Origin of the sequence: Bacillus pseudomycoides DSM 12442, from assembly GCF_000161455.1 — a bacterium.
GTDB classification, from domain to species: Bacteria; Bacillota; Bacilli; order Bacillales; family Bacillaceae_G; genus Bacillus_A; species Bacillus_A pseudomycoides.
The window spans coordinates 2935064-2952712 of sequence record NZ_CM000745.1 but is presented as its reverse complement, the minus strand read 5'-3'; the positions used below and the strand labels follow the sequence as shown (position 1 = coordinate 2952712).

Here is a 17649-nt window from a genome sequence, read left to right as displayed (position 1 = left end):
TCGCTAAACGTTAGAGGTCGAATAAGGGTAAATTGGGAAGAAAAGCATGCAGAGGGAGGATTCCCTACAACCGTAATACATGTTATCATATTATTAAAATTCCTAAAATTTCCTTTAAGGACAAAAAAATGAACTTAGATTTATTTATTTATTTTATGTTACAGTTCCATATGTTAGTCAATTACAACACTGTTAAGAAGGAGTATACATAATGAAAGCAACGAAACTCGTATCATTAGCAATACCTGTTCTATTATTAGTAGGTTGTGGGGTAGGAGATAAAGATTCTATCCCTAAGACTGAGGAAACTAGTAAAGCAATGTCGAAAACAGTAATATCTGAAAAACAGTATCCGTATTATATTTGTGAGCAACTGGTAGAGTTTCAATTCAAGAAGGATAAAATATTGTTAAAACTAGGAGAAGCTTCAAAAGATAATAAGAAATATAAAGATGTATTTAAAACAGCAAACAATATGGATGAAGCCTTAGACCGTATGGAGAACATAATAGTACCTGATAAATACAAAGACATTCATAAACTCGTACAAGAAGGGATAACAGATGCAAGAAAAGGAACAAAGTTAATAAAAGACGCTGATAAAGACGATGGACTGAAGATTCAAGAAGCTGTATTAAAAAGTTCTCCACATATGTCAGGTGTAGATGGAGAACAGTGGAGAGAAGCAATTTATAAGTTAAATCAGGAAACCAAAGATGCCTACGCCAAAGCACTTGATAAGAAAATGGAAGAACATACAAAGTAATAGAGTAACTTGTAATTATACATACAATCATTCAACTAATAAGGGGTAATAGAAATATGAAAGCAAAGAAACTAGTAACTTTAGCGATACCTATTATGTTATTGGCAGGTTGTGGTACCGATAAAACAGACGCAAAGCCAAAAGAAAAAATAGAGTCTAAGTCAGAAACTAAGGATAAGTTATCAAAAGAGCAGTATCCAGTTCGTATGACGAGTTTATCTTCTGAGTTAATGAATAAAATCTCTACTATAACTGAGATAGCAATGGATAAAACGAAGGACGAAAAGGATTTAGTAAAAGAGATAGTAAAAGAAGAGACTGAGTTACAAAAGATTATTTCTAAATTCGATAAGATAGAACCACCTAAAGGGTTTAAGGACTCTCATAAGGAAGTCTTAAAAGCGTTAGATTGTTATAGTAAAGCCTATGCATTACAAGTTGAAATTATAAAAGGCAAAGGAAAAGTTACAGATGAAGACAGAAACAAGTCTCAAAAGTCAATGGACTTAATAAAAGAAGGTAATGGTTATTGGAAAACTGGTTTCCAACCAATTGAAGACGCTACAGTAAAACAAGCAAACGCTCTTGGTTTCGATACAGGAGCAAAAACTGATACTCCTTCAACTTCTAAATCCGATGATGACAATGTGCAAATATCCGCAGACGGTAAAGAATTATTTGGTTCGTGGGGTAGTTACAAAGGTTCTGAGTTTCATAAAGGTTTAGACTTTAGAGAAGATAATTCATTCACGGCTTATGATGATACTGGTAAGTCTTCTTATGAAGACAACCATATGACAGGTACGTGGTTATATAATGCAGACAAGAAGCAAGTAACTATGATTCCTACTGAATTTGTTAAAGACGGTAAGAAGATAGATGCTAGACAAATGAATGCGGTAGTAGATTATACTGTTGAGTTTTTCAGAGCAGGTTCTTTAAGAATGGTAGATAGTAAAGGTAACAAAATAGAAGCAGAAAGACAGAAGTAAATATTATGTAAAAAGGGGGTTATTTCATTAGTTATGATACAGTCGGATCGTTGCAACGTATGCAACAATTGGAACAAGCAGAAGCTGCAGCTGGAGAAAGATTAGTTCTAAAAAGAGCTAACACAACTTTAGATACATGGTTGGCAGTTATTGCAGTTATTTTATTCATTCCTACTTTCACTTTTTCTTTAGTAGCATTATTGATTTATTATTTCACAAAGGAATTTTTCGCTAAAACATGCTTAGTAAAAAATATAGCTACTGGTGAAAAATTTTATGTTGATAAACAAGAATTTAAGCAATACAAGAAGGATTTTAAAGCGAAGGAAAAACAAGTTAGAAAGATATCTGATTTGAAGTAAAAAAAGAAGAAGAACATCTTTTAGTGAGGGTAAATGTTCTTCTTTTACTGCAAATTCACTTAAATTTCTTTTGCTACAATGCCTCCACCGTTTCCATGCGCATTAGAAGGCGAACCACCACCGTCACCAATATTAACATAGTCAGGTCTTGCAGGAGCTCCGCCACCATCCCCCTTATTATCAGATATCGTATCAACTTTATTTAACGCTAAATCTGGCCTTACAGGTGCTCCTCCATCTCCTTTGTTTAATGTCGAAAATCCAGTTGTTATAGATACCGCAAATGCACAACCTATTGTTGTTAAGAGGATTTTTTTTATCATCTTAATGCTCCTTTTTCCATTTGTTTTTTTCGGGCTTCTTTACCCATACGATAATACTCGACTGCTTTTTCATAGTTGTTGTCATTATAAAATTTATCAGCTAAACGATCTGTATATTCTTCAATGCAATCAAATAATTCTTCTTTTTCGAAATACGAAATTCCTGCAAAAACAGCCTTTTCCAATGCAGCTGTATTTGTATTCATTGCTTTTAAAATCATGAAACGATGTTGATACTCCTGATTTTCCAGTTGATCACAGATGTACAATCCTTTTTCTATTAATCCTTCAGCTTTTTCATATTCACCTATTTTCAAATTTTCATCCGATTCCAAATAAATTGCACGAAAATGATTTTGAGAGTGATTTGTAACTTCTGATAAATGACGAATTGCTAATTCTGATAAATTTTGATTTGCATACAGTAATCCTAAGTTATTTCGAACCATCAACACATATTTTTTATGATTAGCTTTTTGAAATACATCTAGTGCAGCATTAAATGTTTCTTCAGCTAATTCAAATTGTCTTAAATCGATACAACATAATCCAAACATATTTTCACATAAAGCAACATTAATCTCGCAATCTGGTTGCTTTATGAATTCTTCTTTTGCTTTTTTTATGCAATCAATCGCTGACATATGTTGATAAGACTGATTATAAAAATAGCCTAATCGATAATAAAATTCCGCCTGTTCCAACTTATTTGGAACATATTTCAAAAGATTTTCAGCTGTCTCAAATTGTTCTTTTGCTTCTTTATATTTTGTAACAAACATAAGATAAATGGCTTTGAAAAAGTGATAATAATATGCCAAGTATCCTTTGTTAGGAATTTCAAAAGATTCCACATTATTAAAGCTATCTTCTTTAATCGAAATCCAGTCAGTCAGCACATTATATCTGAAATTTAATAAGGCAAAATACAGTAATACATCTTCATCCAATTCTACATGATTAATATTATTGTCAATTTCTTCTTTTAGTTGCCTTGCTTTCTCCACTTGTTGCTTCAACATTGATTGATACCAAGTATCTAATAAGTGTTTGATTTGCTCTTTAGTTACTATATGTGCACTCATAACAAGCCCCCCCTATTTTCCTAAAATATTAACATAGTTCTACACATTATATATAAACTCCCTGTTTAAATTAATTGAAAAATAATTATCAGAAAATATTTTCCTAGGGAGGTAAAACTAAAAAAAACGACTCAATTAAGAGCCGGCACTTTTTATGCTTATTATTTAATTTTTACATAATAAGGACTTGCTGTAATGTAGTACACATTACCTCTACTATTTTTCACTTTATATTGTGCGGATCCGTTTGCTGTTACTTTATTAATAATAGTACATCCTAGTCCTGACTCTAAAGTACCGGCAACTTCTTTGGAGAATTCCCCCTATAGCTAGAGCCTAGCTAGGTAAACATATAAGAAAAACGAAATCATTTCGCATCTACTGTATTAAATATAATTTATAAGTAAAGGATTGTGATTATTCTTGAGCCTAAATAACGGAAAAAACTGTAACTCTGCTGCAATTCCTTGTCCTGTTCCTAGTTCGATTTCCGCTCCTTTCCCGGGTTCAGCGCCAGCTGCAATTCCACGCTTATTTTTTACTCCTTTGTCACCAAATCCACCTCCTATTCCCCTTCCGGAAAACACACTTAATATCCCGATTATGGAGTTCTTAGTTCCTGCCCAAGCAGTAGCAGGAGGAACAGCAAGAGTTCAGTTAGACTCAACAATCAGTACAGAAGTTTTTGTTGAGACAGAAGTAGTTGATCTTTTTTAAAATATAGATGCCATTACGTATCAGCTATTCCGTAATGATGTGCTGCTGACAGATACGATTGTATCTGGAAACTATGTAGGTGATCTTTCCGAGCCAAATTCGCTTTATACCTTTAACTCTACGTTTACATGGGTAGATTCCCCAAGTGATCCAGTACTCCCAACAGACCCTGTTCGTTATCGAGTTGTGGCAAATGTAGGTGAGTTTGGTGGATTGGCATTCATCGGAGCTCAAGTTAGAAATCCTGGATTTATCGGTGTGGTTTTTCCTACTGACCCTATTTAACACGAAAGGAATAAATAAAACCGACTCTGATTACAGAGCCGGTTTCTTTTGCGTTAGCGTACGTTAACATAGGAATTGCTTGCGGTGATGTAGAACGTGTTGCCTTTCGAATTGTGTACTTTGTATTGTGATGATCCATTGACAGTTACTTTTTCATCGATTTTAAACCCTAGTCCTGCATCTAAGGTACCAGCAACGTCTTTATCCTGCCAAGATGGAGAGTCATAGAAACGTAGTTTGTCCACTTTGGACACAATACGCTTTCCTGCAATCGGATTAACTGGCTCTTTCTTCTCAAACTTGATGTAAGAAGGATTGTTATATACCCATTGATTTCCTCCAAGATTTAACCAACCATCTTTTTCTCCCCACACTCGGTATGATTCTGGTTTATTTAACTGACGAATAACAGAGTAACTTGCACCTGCCCCTTTACGAAGAAAAACCCTCAACACGTTATGTGTCAAGGGTTTAAGCCTCTTAGTAAAGAGACATATATTGATCGCGTTCCCATTGGTGAACTTGCGTGCGGATCAAGCTTCACACCCTAATAACAAATCAAAATAATCACGAAACCTAAATTTATAGGGAATCTTTAAAATTTGAAACTCAAAACAAATAATATTGTTTCATTATTTCGTGGGCATTTTGTGGGTACTTTTGTGGGCACCTATTAATCAAAAAAACAAAAGAGCACAGCGTGTATATAAAGTGCTACCAACACTCTATATACCGTCCGCCTAATCACACTAGGCAAACACTTGCTGTACTCTTACGAACTATTCTACAGTACGTAAGAGCTCCTTAGCAACAGTTTGCTTACACACGGCATTCTGTTGCTTTTTTGTTTATACAAAGGGGCCTATATAATGAAGAAACGTATCGATGTTATCGCAAATGAAGTATCCTTCCACAACTTATCATCATTCACAGATGTGGAAGAACTAAATAAAACTGTACGTACATACCGTGACAATATCCATATGTCTATTAAGCGTACTGACGTACAATCTAAACTAATTACATTACTTGAAATTTTAAAACGCCACAGCTGCAAATATGTAGGCGTTAGTTTCCTATGTAAAAATAGAATCGCTGAAAAAATGGAAGTTTCATATAAAACTGTACAACGTTTAATGAAGAAACTTGTGGATTTAGAGATGATTAAGCAAGTTTCTATGAAGCGTAAAAAAGATATGCTTCAAACTTCTAATGCTATTATCATTCAACCAATTGTGGAAGAAGTGTCCGACAAGGTAGTGGTAAAAAGTCCTACAAAGTGTCCTACCATTAAAACAACCCCTGTTTCCTTAAAACAAAATATAAAAGATAAAAACAAACGTAATAGTAATGAAAATATCACTACACCTGAAGAAAAAATTAAAGAAGCTGATTTTGTTGCCCATTGGGTACCAGAACGTTTTATTTCTCTAGTTAGCTCTTTCTATTCTGAATCTAAAACAATTCAAGAACTGTGGAAGGTCGTAAGACAGTGTAATAAAACTACTAACTTCTCTACAGGTGATAAAGCATTTACTAAAGACCAGGAGCTTACTATAGGCTTAAAAGCTATTAAAGAGTTTGTTATGAAAATTAAATCCGGAGCAACAATGAATAAGGGTAAATTCGCTTACTTCAACGGTATTGTAAATAACTTAATGGATAAGTTCTACTTTGATAGTGAGTTTATGGGAGCATAAAAAAAGCCCCCAAACACTAAATGTTCGGGGGCGAATAAGGGTAAATTTGGAAGAAAAACATGCAGAGAGGGATTCTCTACAACCGTAATACATTTTTTCATATTGTTAAAACACTCAAAATTTCTCTTAAGGATGGAAAATCTTTATATCTTATTTATATAATTTATGCTATGGTACAATATGTTAATTAATTACAATACTTTCTAAAAGGAGGATACATAATGAAAGCAAAGAAACTAGTAAGTTTAGCACTTCCAATCATGTTACTAGGGGGTTGCGGAACAGACAATATAGAGAAGAAAGCAGACACAAAGGTAGCAAAGATAGAAGTAAAAGAAGAAGACAAGGAAAAGTTATCGAACGAAGCATACCCTTCTCGTATGTCAAACTTACATTATGAGTTAAAGTTGAAGATGGAAGAACTAACTGAAGTATCAAAAGGAAAAGACAAGGATGTAAAAGAGCAAAACAAGAAAATCTTAAAAAGTGCAGATGAGTTACAAGAAATATATGTTAAGTTTTACAAGATAGACCCACCAAAAGAGTTTGAAGAACAACACAAATCTGTTTTAAAAGCAATAGACTGTTATAAAGAAGCGATTGACACACAATTAAGTCTAGCAAAAAGTGGTTCTGTAACAAAGAATAAGACAGAGCAATTAAAAGACTTAATGTACAAAGGTAATGACTACTTAGAAAAAGGTATGAAACCAATTGAGGAAGCTGTAGAACATACCAAAAGACCTGACGCTATCCCTTTATCAAAAGACGGTAAAGAAATAGTAGGTGAATGGGGTAGTTATGTTGGTGATAAATTCACTAAAGGAACAGAGTTCCGTCAAGATGGTACATACACTATATTTGATGATGTAGACAACACACCTTATGAGAACTCACATATGGATGGAAAATGGTCTTACAATGGAGACACGAGAGAAATGACATTGACAATAGACGAATATGTAAAAGACGGCAAAAAGGCTGAACCTGGTGAAATGAAACAATCTATGACCTATAAAATGGAGAACTTTACTGATACGGGATACAAGATGGTAGGAGACGATGGTAGCGTGATGCGTCAAGTAAAACGTAGGTAATAGTCAATAACAGTATTCAAACAAAGGAGTTTTACATATGGGACGAAAAATACTAGTGTTCGTAATCATAGTTCCTGCTCTCTTTTTCGCTCTTGCAGGGGCAATAGCTAGTTTAGGAACTGGGGAAACATCGGTAGTGGCTAGAGTAATGTCCATAGCAGTACCTATTCTTCTACTAACATGGATAATAAAGAGATACACGAATAAGAAAAAGAAGTCTAACAACATTGCAGTAAGCGAAAGGGTATTTGAGACAGACGAAGAAGGTAGACTAACGAGTAAAACAGATTACGTTTTAAAAGTACAAAACATATCTATGGTTTGGGTACAAGCACAAAATAAATTCAGTGAGTTAGAAAAGAAAGACCCTACATTCCTTAACACACACGATGAATTAAAGCAAGTAGTAAGTGAAATGAAGTCAGCAAACAAGAAATTAAGAGAAATTAAACCACCAGTAGAGTACGATAACTTGCAATCAGAGTTATCTCAATCTCTATATACTTTTGATAAAGGTCTAGACATAATGGTAGAGGGGTTTACAACATTAGATGAAACAAAGATTAATAAGTCAGGTGAACTGATTGATGAAGGTAGTGACGGTCTTATGGAGTCACTTGGAGTTATTTTAAGCTTAACAAAATCGTAAAACGAATAATAAGAAACCAAACAAAGGGGTATATAACAATGAAACGTAAACTATTAGCAGTAGCATTACCAATTATGTTAGTAGCAGGGGTAGGTTGTTCAAAAGACGCTTCTGAAAGTAAAACTGACAGTCTAGAAGTAGCGGAGACTGATAATCAAGAAGTATCAAATAGTAAAGCAGAAAAAGAGTACAAGTCAAAATTAAACTCTTTAATGAAAGATATAACTAAAGAGTCACTAGTATTAAAAGAAGTCATAACTAGTGATAAATCAATAAAAGAAAAAGAAGAAGAGTATAGAGAGAAGTCTAAGGCTTTGTTGGAAATAACTGATAAAGTAATTGAGTTAGACCCAGGTAAGAAGTATAACGACGTACAAAATACGGTAAAAGACGCTATGTATGAGTTAAAAGGTGGAATAAGTTCAACGAAAAACGGCTTAATCATGAAAGATAAGGGTGTCGTACAGCAAGGTGCAGACTCGTTTACGAAAGCATCTGATTTACTATTAGAAGCAGATAAAAAGATGAAAAACATAAAGTAGTAACAAGGGGGACTATGTCAATGAAACGTAAAATATTAGCAGTTGCATTACCAATTACTCTAGCTTTAGGGGTAGGTTGCAGTAAAGACAATGTAGAAGAAAAGAAGACTGATAGTTTAAAAGTAGTAGTAGATTATTAAACTTCTATACTTGACTTAAGTAAAGCGTTAGAAAGCAAATTATCTACAGAAGAATTAAAAGAGTTATTTATGAATGCTAAAGTTTAATACATAGTAAAAAAGCCGACTCAATTAAGAGCCGGTTTCTTTTATGTTAACGTACGTTTACGTATGCATCACTAGCTGTAATGTAGTACGTATTCCCTTTCGAATTGTGTACTTTGTATTGTGGTGATCCATTGACATTTACTTTTTCATCGATTGTAAACCCTAGTCCTGCATCTAAAGTACCAGCCACGTCTTTATCATGCCAAGATGGAGAATTATAGAAACGTAGGTCATTTACTTTGGATACAACGCGTTTTCCTACAATTGGATTAACTGGCTCTTTCTTCTCAAACTTGATGTAAGAAGGATTGTTATATACCCACTGATTTCCTCCAAGATTTAACCAACCATCTTTTTCTCCCCACACTCGGTATGATTCTGGTTTATTTAACTGACGAATAACAGAGTAACTTGCACCTGCCCCTTTACAAAGAAAAACCCTCAACACGTTATGTGTCAAGGGTTTAAGCCTCTTAGTAAAGAGACATATATTGATCGCGTTCCCATTGGTGAACTTGCGTGCGGAACATATCCCACTCAATTTCTTTCGCTTCGATGAAGTGCTCAAGTAAATGTTCACCTAATGCACCACATACAATTTCGTTAGATTGTAGTGTAACTAACGCTTGTGCTAATGTTGCTGGTAAGTCAACGATACCTGCTTCTTCACGTTCTTCTTTAGTCATTACATAGATGTTACGATCCACTGCAGCTGGCGGAGTTAATTTATTTTTAATTCCGTCAAGACCTGCTGCTAATAATGTTGCCATTACTAAATATGGGTTTGCAGCTGGGTCAACACTACGTACTTCTACACGTGTACTGATACCGCGAGATGCTGGAATACGCACTAATGGACTACGGTTTTGTGCAGACCATGCTACGTAACAAGGCGCTTCATATCCAGGTACTAAACGTTTGTAAGAGTTTACAGTTGGGTTAGCTACCGCTGTAAATGCCGGGGCATGTTTTAAAATACCTGCGATAAAGTGACGCGCATCATCACTTAATTGTAATTCACCATTTTGATCGTAGAATACGTTTTCTCCATTTTTGAATAGAGATAAGTTACAGTGCATACCAGAACCGTTCACTCCGAATAATGGTTTCGGCATAAATGTTGCGTGTAAACCGTGTTTACGAGCGATTGTTTTTACAACAAGTTTGAATGTTTGAATGTCATCACATGAACGAAGTGCATTCGCATATTTAAAATCAATTTCGTGCTGTCCTGGTGCAACTTCATGGTGAGATGCTTCAATTTCAAAACCCATTTCTTCAAGTTCAAGAACGATATCACGACGACAGTTTTCCCCTAGATCCATCGGCGCAAGGTCGAAGTATCCACCGTTATCGTTTAGTTCTAATGTTGGATTTCCTTTTTCATCAACTTTGAATAAGAAGAACTCCGGTTCCGGTCCAAGGTTGAATTCTGTAAATCCTAGTGCTTCCATTTCTTTTAACATACGTTTTAAATTGTTACGTGGGTCACCTTCAAATGGAGTGCCATCAGCATTGTAGATATCGCAGATTAAACGAGCTACTTTACCTTTTTCAGCAGTCCAAGGGAATACTACCCAAGTATCTAAGTCTGGATATAAGTACATGTCAGACTCTTCAATACGAACAAATCCTTCAATTGAAGATCCATCAAACATCATTTTGTTATCTAGAGCTTTCGTTAACTGACTAACTGGAATCTCTACGTTTTTAATAATCCCTAAAAGATCCGTAAATTGTAGACGGATATATTTTACATTCTCTTCTTTCGCTAAACGAAAAATATCTTCTTTTGTGTACTTTGCCATTATATATTCCTCCTTAGTCCCTCTAAACACCTTCAGAATCAGTAATCTTTAGTGAAAAAACCTTGAAATATCACCTTGCCGTAATGAAGTTCGATTGAATCTACCTGTATGTTGCAATTCATCTCGAAGAATTTTACGAAGCTCGGATTTTGAAATTTCTTTCGTTTCTTCTTTTACTTTCACTGCTTCTGTTTGATTTTCTTTCATTTGTAACACTTGTTTAATACCAGCCATATTTAAGCCTTGATCTAACAAATCTTTAATTTCTAACAACTTATCTACATCATTAAATGAAAACAATCTACGATTTCCCTTTGTACGGGTTGGGAAAATTAAATTGTGCTCTTCATAGTAGCGAATTTGACGAGCAGATAATTGTGTTAAATCCATTACAATACCAATAGGAAACAGCGGGGCAGAACGTCTATCTTCTTTCATTGTTTCAGTTCCTCCTTCGCCTTAACTGTTTCTCATTTTATATCATGTTATGTTTGATGTCAACAGATGTTAGCTTTTCTAACATGGTTTTTTTATAAATTTTTTCATTCTTTTTTAAAATGGCATAAATACCTTCTTCTATACAAAAAAGCTGCCGAAATCGACAGCTTTCCCTTACGAAATTGTTAATAGATTTTTTTCAATTAACGCATCGATCGCAGAACAAATCGCAATCTTCACGTGAGAATAAGTTAATCCACCTTGCACATAGGCAACATACGGAGGACGAATTGGACCATCTGCTGATAGCTCAATACTTGCACCTTGAATAAACGTACCTGCAGCCATAATGACATCATCTTCATAACCTGGCATATAGCTTGGATACGGTGTAAAGTGAGAATTAATTGGAGATGCGTATTGAATTGCTTGGCAAAATGCAATCATACGCTCTTTGTCATCAAATTGAACAGACTGAATTAAATCTGTTCTTGCAGCATTCCAAGTTGGTGATGTATTCATTCCTAACTTTTCTAAAAATGCAGCTGTAAAGACCGCCCCTTTTAACGCTTGACCAGCAACATGAGGAGCTAAGAAGAAACCTTGATACATTTCTTGTAAGCTATATAAAGATGCCCCTGCTTCTGCTCCAATACCTGGAGATGTTAAACGATATGCACAAGCTTCTACATATTGTTCTTTCCCAACAATGTAGCCACCTGTTTTTACAATTCCACCACCCGGGTTTTTAATTAGAGACCCTGCCATTAAATCTGCCCCGACATGGCACGGTTCTAACTCTTCAACAAATTCTCCGTAGCAGTTATCTACAAATACAACAACATCTGATTTAATCTCTTTTACAAAAGAAATCATCTCTTTAATTTCTGCAATTGTAAATGACGGACGAGTCGCATACCCTTTTGAACGCTGAATACCAATCATTTTCGTATTTTCCTGAATAGCTGCTTCTACAGCTTTAAAGTCAACGCGTCCTTCCGCCGTTAACGGTACAGCATTATAACCAATGTTATATTCTTTAAAAGAACCAACACCTTTCCCGCGCACACCAACAATCTCTTCTAATGTGTCATATGGCTTCCCTGTTATATATAATAATTCGTCACCAGGGCGCAAAATACCAAATAAAGCTGTTGAAATCGCATGTGTACCTGAAATAATTTGCGGACGAACAAGCCCTGCTTCTGCTCCAAATACATCAGCATACACCTTTTCTAATGTGTCACGACCGATGTCATCATAGCCATAACCTGTTGTTGGAATAAAGTGTGAATCACTAATTTTATGTTTACGAAAACTTTCTAATACACGAAATTGATTACTTTCAATTATTGTATCAATACGTTTATGTACACCGGTAATTTGTTCTTCTACTTCTTTTACAATAGGAGCAATTCTTTCTCCATTTTTCAAACGATCAAACATTTTTATTCTCTTCTCCTTTTTCCACTAAAAATCTCTTTAACTGTCCATTCAGCGGTGAATGAGCAAATATATAACCTGTACACTCATACAAGAATCCATCTTCTTTAAATTCCATCCCAGTTAATACCGTTTCTGTTTTTAAAAGCGTTAATAATCTACCTTCACTCGGAGGAATCATGACCTTATACGATTCCATCTCTTCCATCATCTTCGTTTCTACCGATTCTTTCAAGCTTAATAGATCCGTTTCTTCAAAAGCACTTGTCATAAGAAAATCATTTTTTGGAAACGGAATAAAATTTTGATGTAATCTATCCTTCTTATTGTAAACCGTAATAATCGGAATGTGGTCAATTTCAAGGTCTTGTAGTAATTTTTTCACCGTCTGTTCATGACCTACATAATTTGGATCTGCAGAATCAACGACATGTAAAATCACATCCGCTTCCCTCGCTTCTTCCAGTGTAGAGCGAAACGCAGCAACCAATGATGTTGGTAAATCTTGAATAAACCCCACCGTATCAGTTAATAGCACCGTATATCCACACGGCAATTGCATTTTTCTTGTTGTTGGATCTAACGTCGCAAACAGCAAATTTTCTTCAAATGTATCTGCTTCTGTTAATCTGTTAAATAACGTCGATTTCCCAGCATTTGTATACCCAATTAACGAAACTTGAAATACTTGATTATCCTTTCGGCGCTCACGATATCTTTTCCGGTGCTCCACAACAATCGCTAACTGCTTCTTAATCTCATCAATACGAGAGCGAATGTGACGACGATCTGTTTCTAGCTTCGTTTCACCAGGACCTCTCGTACCAATCCCGCCTCCAAGACGTGATAGCGCTAGCCCTTGCCCCATAAGACGTGGCATCGTGTATTGTAGCTGAGCTAATTCCACTTGAAGCTTACCTTCTCTTGATTTCGCACGCTGAGCAAAAATATCCAATATTAGTTGCGTTCGATCGATTACTCTCGCATCTAACATAGCTGATAAATTGCGAATTTGGCTCGGTGTTAATTCATTATTAAATATAATAACAGCTGGTTCTAATTCTTCCGTCAGCGCTGCAAGTTCTTCTAATTTCCCCTTACCTATGTAAGTAGCAGGGTGAAATTTCGGACGTTTTTGCGTTGTAGATACCAAAACTTCTGCACGTGCCGTCTTCGCTAGCGATGCGAGTTCTTTCATGGAATGCATAAACCGTTCATCATCATCTTGTGGCAATTGACAGCCAACTAATATGACTTTTTCTTTTTCTTCCATCAAATATGTTCACTCACCCTTTTCGAAAATTAAACCTTCTAATATAATAGCAGAGGAAGCACATTTCATCTAGTTAGCGAGGGAGAAAATTCATGGCATGGGAGATTTTTAGCATCATCGGTACAATTGCCTTCGCACTCAGCGGAGCTATTGTCGCAATGGAAGAAGATTACGATATTTTCGGGGTATATATTTTAGGGATGGCAACTGCCTTTGGAGGAGGTGCCCTTCGTAATTTATTAATCGGCTATCCAATCGGCGCTTTTTGGCAACAAGACATGTTATTTCAAATTGCACTTTTATCAATGACGATTATCTTTCTATTTCCAAATAAATTAATTAAACATTGGAAAAGATGGGAGAACATCACAGATGCTATCGGCTTATCAGCATTCGCTGTACAAGGAGCACTTTATGCACAAAAGCTCAACTTACCTATTAGCGCTACAATTGTTGCAGCTGTTTTAACAGGGATTGGCGGTGGTATCATTCGTGATTTATTAGCACGCCGCAAACCTCTCGTCCTTCGCGCAGAAGTATATGCATTTTGGACGATTTTAGCAGGATTTTTAATTGGTGCCAAGATTATTGTCAGTGACTGGGCTCTATACACCTTATTTATTTTTATTGTTTGCTTCCGCATGATTTCCATTCATTACAAATGGCATTTACCGCACAGACGCTTAGAGAATAAAGAGCGTTCCTTGCATAAATAGTAAATTCACCTCTTTACATGACGTAAAGAGGTTTTTCTTTTCCAACGTTTTTTTCTGTTCAGAGTGTCCATACTAAACTTTAAAGCGAGGTGAACATAATGACAAACCACGTAAACAAAGGCGCTCAAAAAAGCTCAGTTAACCAAATTAGCTTCGACCCAAAATCCGCCCATGAAAAAAGCAAAAAGATGGAGCGATATCATAGGGCATATCAACAAAAAGCTAAAGAAGAATAGAGGTGATAAAGAATGGCAAAAGGAAACAACAACCGCAATCGCGGACAAAGTAGTAGCGTTAATCCACAAGGACTTGCATCAGATGTAGCTGATACAAGTCCAAAAAGCAAATTAGAACAACGAGCAAAAACAAAAAATACAAAATAGAATACGATGCATTACGTTTCTCTTCCATAATAAAGTAAACGCACAGTTTATGAACTGTGCGTCTCTTCTTCAAGCGTTAAATCACTACTTGATATCCCAATTAAATCATACTTATCGTATGCATCCTCTTGCAATAAGCGCATTGCCTGTGTACGAATGGATTTCTCAACAATATTCCGGACATAGCGTCCATTACTAAATGATGTAATTTGTGATGAATATTTCACCGCATGTAAATGATCACGGAATTTCCATTCCGCCTCTTTTGATAATTGATATTCTCGTTCATCATACATTCTCTTTCCAATTTCAAGCAACTGATTCACTGTATAATCCGCAAACTCAATAATAAATGGAAAACGCGATTGCAAACCTGGATTTAAAGAAAGGAAATGATTCATCTCTCTTGAATATCCCGCTAAAATCAAAACAAATCCATGTTGCTTATCTTCCATATGTTTGACAAGCGTATCAATCGCTTCTTTTCCAAAATCTTTCTCTCCACCACGCGCTAGCGAATACGCTTCATCAATGAACAATATTCCACCCATGGCTTTTTTAATTAAATCTCTTGTTTTTTGTGCTGTATGCCCAATATATTCTCCCACAAGATCCGCGCGTTCCGCTTCGACTAAATGCCCTTTTGATAAAATGTTCATCTCAAATAATAATTTCCCAATCATTCTTGCGACAGTTGTTTTCCCCGTTCCTGGATTTCCTTTAAATAACATATGAAGCACTTGCTTTTCTGACTTTAAGCCAATTTCTTGCCTTTTCTTATTTACATAAATCCATGCATAAATTTCTTTTATGATTTTTTTTATATCTTCCATTCCAACAAGTTTACCCATTTCTTCCTCAATCCGCTGCAGCATCTCATGCTTCGTAGACGTTTCACTTGAAATTACCGATTTCTTTTCTGGAGCAGGTACTGAAATTTTTTTTCGGTGATTTAACACAATATTAATTTGATTATTATTTTTCTTTCGCATCGATTGTTCCATACAATCACCTCTTTTTATCGACTCACCAAAAAATATCATTAATTTTTCCACTTCCCATACAAATAACTGTTTTCAGAAAAATTTGTTATAATATAAGAAAAAAACAGGGTGGTGGGAATATGGAAACAAAGGAAATTCATGATACGGTACAAGCTTTTTCTTCCTTTTTATTAAATAAAGGAAGAAAACCTTCAACCATTAAACGTTACGTCTATGATATTGAAGATTTTGGGCATTGGTTAGAAAGAAATAAAAAACTTTCCTCTAGTAATATATGGGCTACACTTTGTACAAAAGACTATGAAGATTATTTTTCCGACTTAAAAAAGAAACGGCATTACTCTGAAAAAACAATGCACCGTGTTTTTATTGTCTTAAATAGACTATATCAGTTTTTAAACCTCCCAAACCCATTAAAGGACATGAAACTCGTCATCCAACCTAATCGCGCGTTACGTGATGAAGATTTCATTTCAAAAGAGGACGAAAAACGCTTAAAACATACTCTGACTTCATTAGAAGGATTATCAGAGAAACAACGCCCTGTCCGTCCATTACTAATGGATCGTAATATTTCTATTGTAAATTTACTCATTGACTACGGCTTATCCCTACAAGAACTTGTATCATTAAATATGCATCACGTTCATTTTGAAACGAATACAATTTCCATTCCAGCAGTAGCAGGTGTTGAAAGAACCATTGATTTAACTCACGACGACAAACAACAACTATATAACTATTACAAAAAAATCCCTGAACCAGTTCGTCCCAAATACCATAGTGATGACCCGCTATTTGTGGCATTTGATTTCAACCGTAACACATATCGGTGGGTGTACGAAAATGATGCTCCAAAAGCACTAACAGAAATAGCCGTCCAAAAAATGATTCGTCTTGAGGTGGCACGGGCAAATTTACGGAAAGGCATTTCCGGCCAACACTTTCGAAATACATTTATTTTACGGTTAATTAAACAGCACATCCCAGAGCAAGAAATCATGAAACGCGTTGGTTTCAAATCAAAAATTTCATTAAAAAGGTATTATCAATATGCAAAACAAAAAGAAAACGCCTTATAAATGGGCGTTTTTACTATTTTTCACATAAACTGCCCGTTTCCCTATTCCTTTTTATCTTTAACTTGCATCTACTATGATAGGTTTTTCACCATCTCAATTAGAAAGGAGCATTTTAATGTCTTATTTTAATGATAACCAAAAAAAGATTTCAAAACCGTATTTTCCAACACAACCTCATCGTATTCCGACAGTCCATTATACCCCTATTCCTAAATTATACGCGAATCTTTTTTCCGATACTTTAAGTGACCTAACTAATATTATTCCAGCTGTATTTTCCAATCCAACAGAATCTAACACAAAAGAACTTATAACCTTATTAGAAATAATAAAGGGGTTCCTGGAACGTTTAAACTTAACGCTTACACAGCGAGAAGCTGGCATTGCAATTGTCGAAAATTTAATTACTATTTTGGATAATCAACCTTTTGTAGCAAATGCAACATATATTGAATTACAAAACCTACTCAACTTTTCACTGTATATCACTAAATTATTTAGAATCAATCATCTTGTGTTCCAAAAAATCATCATGCAAATAGAAAATTTACAAATTACTTTACTACAAATTGCGTCAATTGAAATGACTGGACCTCAAGGCGAACAAGGATCTCAAGGTGAACAAGGGTTTCAGGGCGAACAGGGACCTCAGGGCGAACAGGGACCTCAGGGCGAACCAGGACCTCAAGGCGAACCAGGACCTCAAGGCGAACCAGGACCTCAAGGCGAGCAAGGACTTCACGGCGAACAAGGTATT

The 17649-nt window shown here is 35.5% G+C and carries 21 protein-coding genes and 2 pseudogenes; 13 read left to right on the top strand and 10 right to left on the bottom strand.

The genetic code is table 11. The annotated features are described in order from the left end of the window. Positions 1-211 precede the first annotated feature (211 nt). The 3 genes from BPMYX0001_RS14860 to BPMYX0001_RS14850 are packed head-to-tail and all read left to right on the top strand — an operon-like array spanning position 212 to position 2120. The gene (locus tag BPMYX0001_RS14860; RefSeq protein WP_003199265.1) at positions 212-766 is read left to right on the top strand and encodes a hypothetical protein; all 555 of its coding nucleotides are present in this window, start codon (positions 212-214) and stop codon (positions 764-766) included. Between the two features lie 56 nt (positions 767-822). After that, positions 823-1758, top strand: a complete 936-nt coding sequence (locus BPMYX0001_RS14855; RefSeq protein WP_006095590.1) for a DUF7018 domain-containing (lipo)protein — start codon at positions 823-825, stop codon at positions 1756-1758. Positions 1759-1817: 59 nt separating this feature from the next. Beyond that, a complete protein-coding gene (locus BPMYX0001_RS14850; protein ID WP_003199269.1) occupies positions 1818-2120 on the top strand; it encodes a hypothetical protein in 303 nt (100 codons plus the stop codon). A gap of 59 nt (positions 2121-2179) precedes the next feature. Here the strand turns inward: BPMYX0001_RS14850 and BPMYX0001_RS14845 are convergent, their stop codons facing one another. The 3 genes from BPMYX0001_RS14845 to BPMYX0001_RS33150 form a co-directional block, all read right to left on the bottom strand. Further along, positions 2180-2440 (bottom strand): hypothetical protein, encoded by a 261-nt coding sequence (locus BPMYX0001_RS14845; protein WP_033799691.1) that lies wholly within the window; start codon positions 2438-2440, stop codon positions 2180-2182. After that, the gene (locus tag BPMYX0001_RS14840; protein WP_003199272.1) at positions 2440-3528 is read right to left on the bottom strand and encodes a response regulator aspartate phosphatase; all 1089 of its coding nucleotides are present in this window, start codon (positions 3526-3528) and stop codon (positions 2440-2442) included. Before BPMYX0001_RS14840 ends, BPMYX0001_RS14845 begins: the two co-directional genes overlap by 1 nt. 386 nt (positions 3529-3914) lie before the next feature. Then, positions 3915-4115, bottom strand: coding sequence for a hypothetical protein (locus BPMYX0001_RS33150; RefSeq protein WP_003199274.1), 201 nt, complete (start codon positions 4113-4115; stop codon positions 3915-3917). 169 nt (positions 4116-4284) lie between these two features. Between BPMYX0001_RS33150 and BPMYX0001_RS14830 the strand changes: the two genes are divergently transcribed. Continuing rightward, positions 4285-4530: a hypothetical protein gene (locus tag BPMYX0001_RS14830; RefSeq protein WP_006095589.1), complete on the top strand. Its 246-nt coding sequence runs from the start codon at positions 4285-4287 to the stop codon at positions 4528-4530. A gap of 53 nt (positions 4531-4583) precedes the next feature. Here BPMYX0001_RS14830 and BPMYX0001_RS34565 read toward each other — a convergent pair. Beyond that, a pseudogene (locus tag BPMYX0001_RS34565) lies at positions 4584-4976 on the bottom strand (SH3 domain-containing protein); the annotation flags it as partial. 423 nt (positions 4977-5399) lie between these two features. Here BPMYX0001_RS34565 and BPMYX0001_RS14820 point away from each other — a divergent pair. The 5 genes from BPMYX0001_RS14820 to BPMYX0001_RS34560 all read left to right on the top strand — a co-directional run bounded on the left by BPMYX0001_RS14820 (position 5400) and on the right by BPMYX0001_RS34560 (position 8658). Further along, on the top strand, positions 5400-6230 hold the full coding sequence (locus tag BPMYX0001_RS14820) for a hypothetical protein (protein WP_003205208.1): 831 nt from the start codon (positions 5400-5402) through the stop codon (positions 6228-6230). Between the two features lie 221 nt (positions 6231-6451). Next, a complete protein-coding gene (locus BPMYX0001_RS14815; RefSeq protein ID WP_003205210.1) occupies positions 6452-7327 on the top strand; it encodes a DUF3994 domain-containing protein in 876 nt (291 codons plus the stop codon). A 37-nt stretch (positions 7328-7364) separates the two neighbouring features. Further along, a complete protein-coding gene (locus BPMYX0001_RS14810; RefSeq protein WP_033799034.1) occupies positions 7365-7976 on the top strand; it encodes a DUF7018 domain-containing (lipo)protein in 612 nt (203 codons plus the stop codon). A 38-nt stretch (positions 7977-8014) separates the two neighbouring features. Beyond that, positions 8015-8518 carry a DUF7018 domain-containing (lipo)protein gene (locus BPMYX0001_RS14805; protein WP_003205215.1) on the top strand — a complete coding sequence of 168 codons (504 nt, stop codon included), beginning with the start codon at positions 8015-8017 and terminating at the stop codon, positions 8516-8518. Between the two features lie 14 nt (positions 8519-8532). Next, positions 8533-8658 (top strand): hypothetical protein, encoded by a 126-nt coding sequence (locus BPMYX0001_RS34560; protein ID WP_255261246.1) that lies wholly within the window; start codon positions 8533-8535, stop codon positions 8656-8658. Positions 8659-8791: 133 nt separating this feature from the next. On the opposite strand, the pseudogene BPMYX0001_RS34555 reads toward BPMYX0001_RS34560, so the two are convergent. The 5 genes and pseudogenes from BPMYX0001_RS34555 to hflX form a co-directional block, all read right to left on the bottom strand. Continuing rightward, positions 8792-9184 (bottom strand): annotated as a pseudogene (locus tag BPMYX0001_RS34555) (N-acetylmuramoyl-L-alanine amidase); the annotation flags it as partial. Between the two features lie 34 nt (positions 9185-9218). Continuing rightward, positions 9219-10553 (bottom strand): type I glutamate--ammonia ligase, encoded by a 1335-nt coding sequence (gene glnA / locus BPMYX0001_RS14795; protein WP_003203448.1) that lies wholly within the window; start codon positions 10551-10553, stop codon positions 9219-9221. Positions 10554-10601: 48 nt separating this feature from the next. Then, complete coding sequence (gene glnR, locus BPMYX0001_RS14790; protein WP_002014475.1) at positions 10602-10991, bottom strand: transcriptional repressor GlnR; 390 nt, start codon at positions 10989-10991, stop codon at positions 10602-10604. Positions 10992-11165: 174 nt separating this feature from the next. Next, the gene (locus tag BPMYX0001_RS14785; protein ID WP_033796336.1) at positions 11166-12437 is read right to left on the bottom strand and encodes a methionine gamma-lyase family protein; all 1272 of its coding nucleotides are present in this window, start codon (positions 12435-12437) and stop codon (positions 11166-11168) included. Then, complete coding sequence (gene hflX, locus BPMYX0001_RS14780; RefSeq protein WP_006095585.1) at positions 12430-13707, bottom strand: GTPase HflX; 1278 nt, start codon at positions 13705-13707, stop codon at positions 12430-12432. The genes BPMYX0001_RS14785 and hflX overlap by 8 nt, the downstream gene beginning before the upstream one ends. Before the next feature lie 92 nt (positions 13708-13799). On the opposite strand from hflX, the gene BPMYX0001_RS14775 reads away from it, so the two are divergent. After that, a complete protein-coding gene (locus tag BPMYX0001_RS14775) occupies positions 13800-14423 on the top strand; it encodes a trimeric intracellular cation channel family protein (RefSeq protein ID WP_003203441.1) in 624 nt (207 codons plus the stop codon). A 248-nt stretch (positions 14424-14671) separates the two neighbouring features. After that, positions 14672-14806, top strand: coding sequence for a hypothetical protein (locus BPMYX0001_RS34550; protein ID WP_001051869.1), 135 nt, complete (start codon positions 14672-14674; stop codon positions 14804-14806). A 47-nt stretch (positions 14807-14853) separates the two neighbouring features. Here the strand turns inward: BPMYX0001_RS34550 and spoVK are convergent, their stop codons facing one another. Next, entirely contained in the window at positions 14854-15810 is a 957-nt protein-coding gene (gene spoVK, locus BPMYX0001_RS14770) for a stage V sporulation protein K (RefSeq protein WP_018765230.1), read from the bottom strand. Positions 15811-15929: 119 nt separating this feature from the next. Here spoVK and BPMYX0001_RS14765 point away from each other — a divergent pair, with 119 nt between their 5' ends. Both BPMYX0001_RS14765 and BPMYX0001_RS14760 read left to right on the top strand, forming a co-directional pair. After that, positions 15930-16892, top strand: a complete 963-nt coding sequence (locus BPMYX0001_RS14765) for a tyrosine-type recombinase/integrase (protein WP_006095584.1) — start codon at positions 15930-15932, stop codon at positions 16890-16892. A 115-nt stretch (positions 16893-17007) separates the two neighbouring features. Continuing rightward, on the top strand, positions 17008-17649 hold a 642-nt coding region (locus tag BPMYX0001_RS14760; RefSeq protein WP_033799688.1), incomplete at its 3' end, for a collagen-like repeat preface domain-containing protein.

Bases quoted from the DNA above. Each gene is read 5' to 3' on its own strand.
- BPMYX0001_RS14855 (WP_006095590.1), top strand. From the start codon at position 823: ATGAAAGCAAAGAAACTAGTAACTTTAGCGATACCTATTATGTTATTG.
- BPMYX0001_RS14775 (WP_003203441.1), top strand. From the start codon at position 13,800: ATGGCATGGGAGATTTTTAGCATCATCGGTACAATTGCCTTCGCACTC.
- BPMYX0001_RS34560 (WP_255261246.1), top strand. From the start codon at position 8,533: ATGTCAATGAAACGTAAAATATTAGCAGTTGCATTACCAATTACTCTA.
- BPMYX0001_RS14815 (WP_003205210.1), top strand. From the start codon at position 6,452: ATGAAAGCAAAGAAACTAGTAAGTTTAGCACTTCCAATCATGTTACTA.
- BPMYX0001_RS14805 (WP_003205215.1), top strand. From the start codon at position 8,015: ATGAAACGTAAACTATTAGCAGTAGCATTACCAATTATGTTAGTAGCA.
- BPMYX0001_RS14820 (WP_003205208.1), top strand. From the start codon at position 5,400: ATGAAGAAACGTATCGATGTTATCGCAAATGAAGTATCCTTCCACAAC.
- glnA (WP_003203448.1), bottom strand. From the start codon at position 10,553: ATGGCAAAGTACACAAAAGAAGATATTTTTCGTTTAGCGAAAGAAGAG.
- BPMYX0001_RS14840 (WP_003199272.1), bottom strand. From the start codon at position 3,528: ATGAGTGCACATATAGTAACTAAAGAGCAAATCAAACACTTATTAGAT.
- BPMYX0001_RS14810 (WP_033799034.1), top strand. From the start codon at position 7,365: ATGGGACGAAAAATACTAGTGTTCGTAATCATAGTTCCTGCTCTCTTT.
- BPMYX0001_RS14765 (WP_006095584.1), top strand. From the start codon at position 15,930: ATGGAAACAAAGGAAATTCATGATACGGTACAAGCTTTTTCTTCCTTT.
- BPMYX0001_RS14785 (WP_033796336.1), bottom strand. From the start codon at position 12,437: ATGTTTGATCGTTTGAAAAATGGAGAAAGAATTGCTCCTATTGTAAAA.
- BPMYX0001_RS34550 (WP_001051869.1), top strand. From the start codon at position 14,672: ATGGCAAAAGGAAACAACAACCGCAATCGCGGACAAAGTAGTAGCGTT.
- glnR (WP_002014475.1), bottom strand. From the start codon at position 10,991: ATGAAAGAAGATAGACGTTCTGCCCCGCTGTTTCCTATTGGTATTGTA.
- spoVK (WP_018765230.1), bottom strand. From the start codon at position 15,810: ATGGAACAATCGATGCGAAAGAAAAATAATAATCAAATTAATATTGTG.
- BPMYX0001_RS14860 (WP_003199265.1), top strand. From the start codon at position 212: ATGAAAGCAACGAAACTCGTATCATTAGCAATACCTGTTCTATTATTA.
- hflX (WP_006095585.1), bottom strand. From the start codon at position 13,707: ATGGAAGAAAAAGAAAAAGTCATATTAGTTGGCTGTCAATTGCCACAA.
- BPMYX0001_RS14850 (WP_003199269.1), top strand. From the start codon at position 1,818: ATGCAACAATTGGAACAAGCAGAAGCTGCAGCTGGAGAAAGATTAGTT.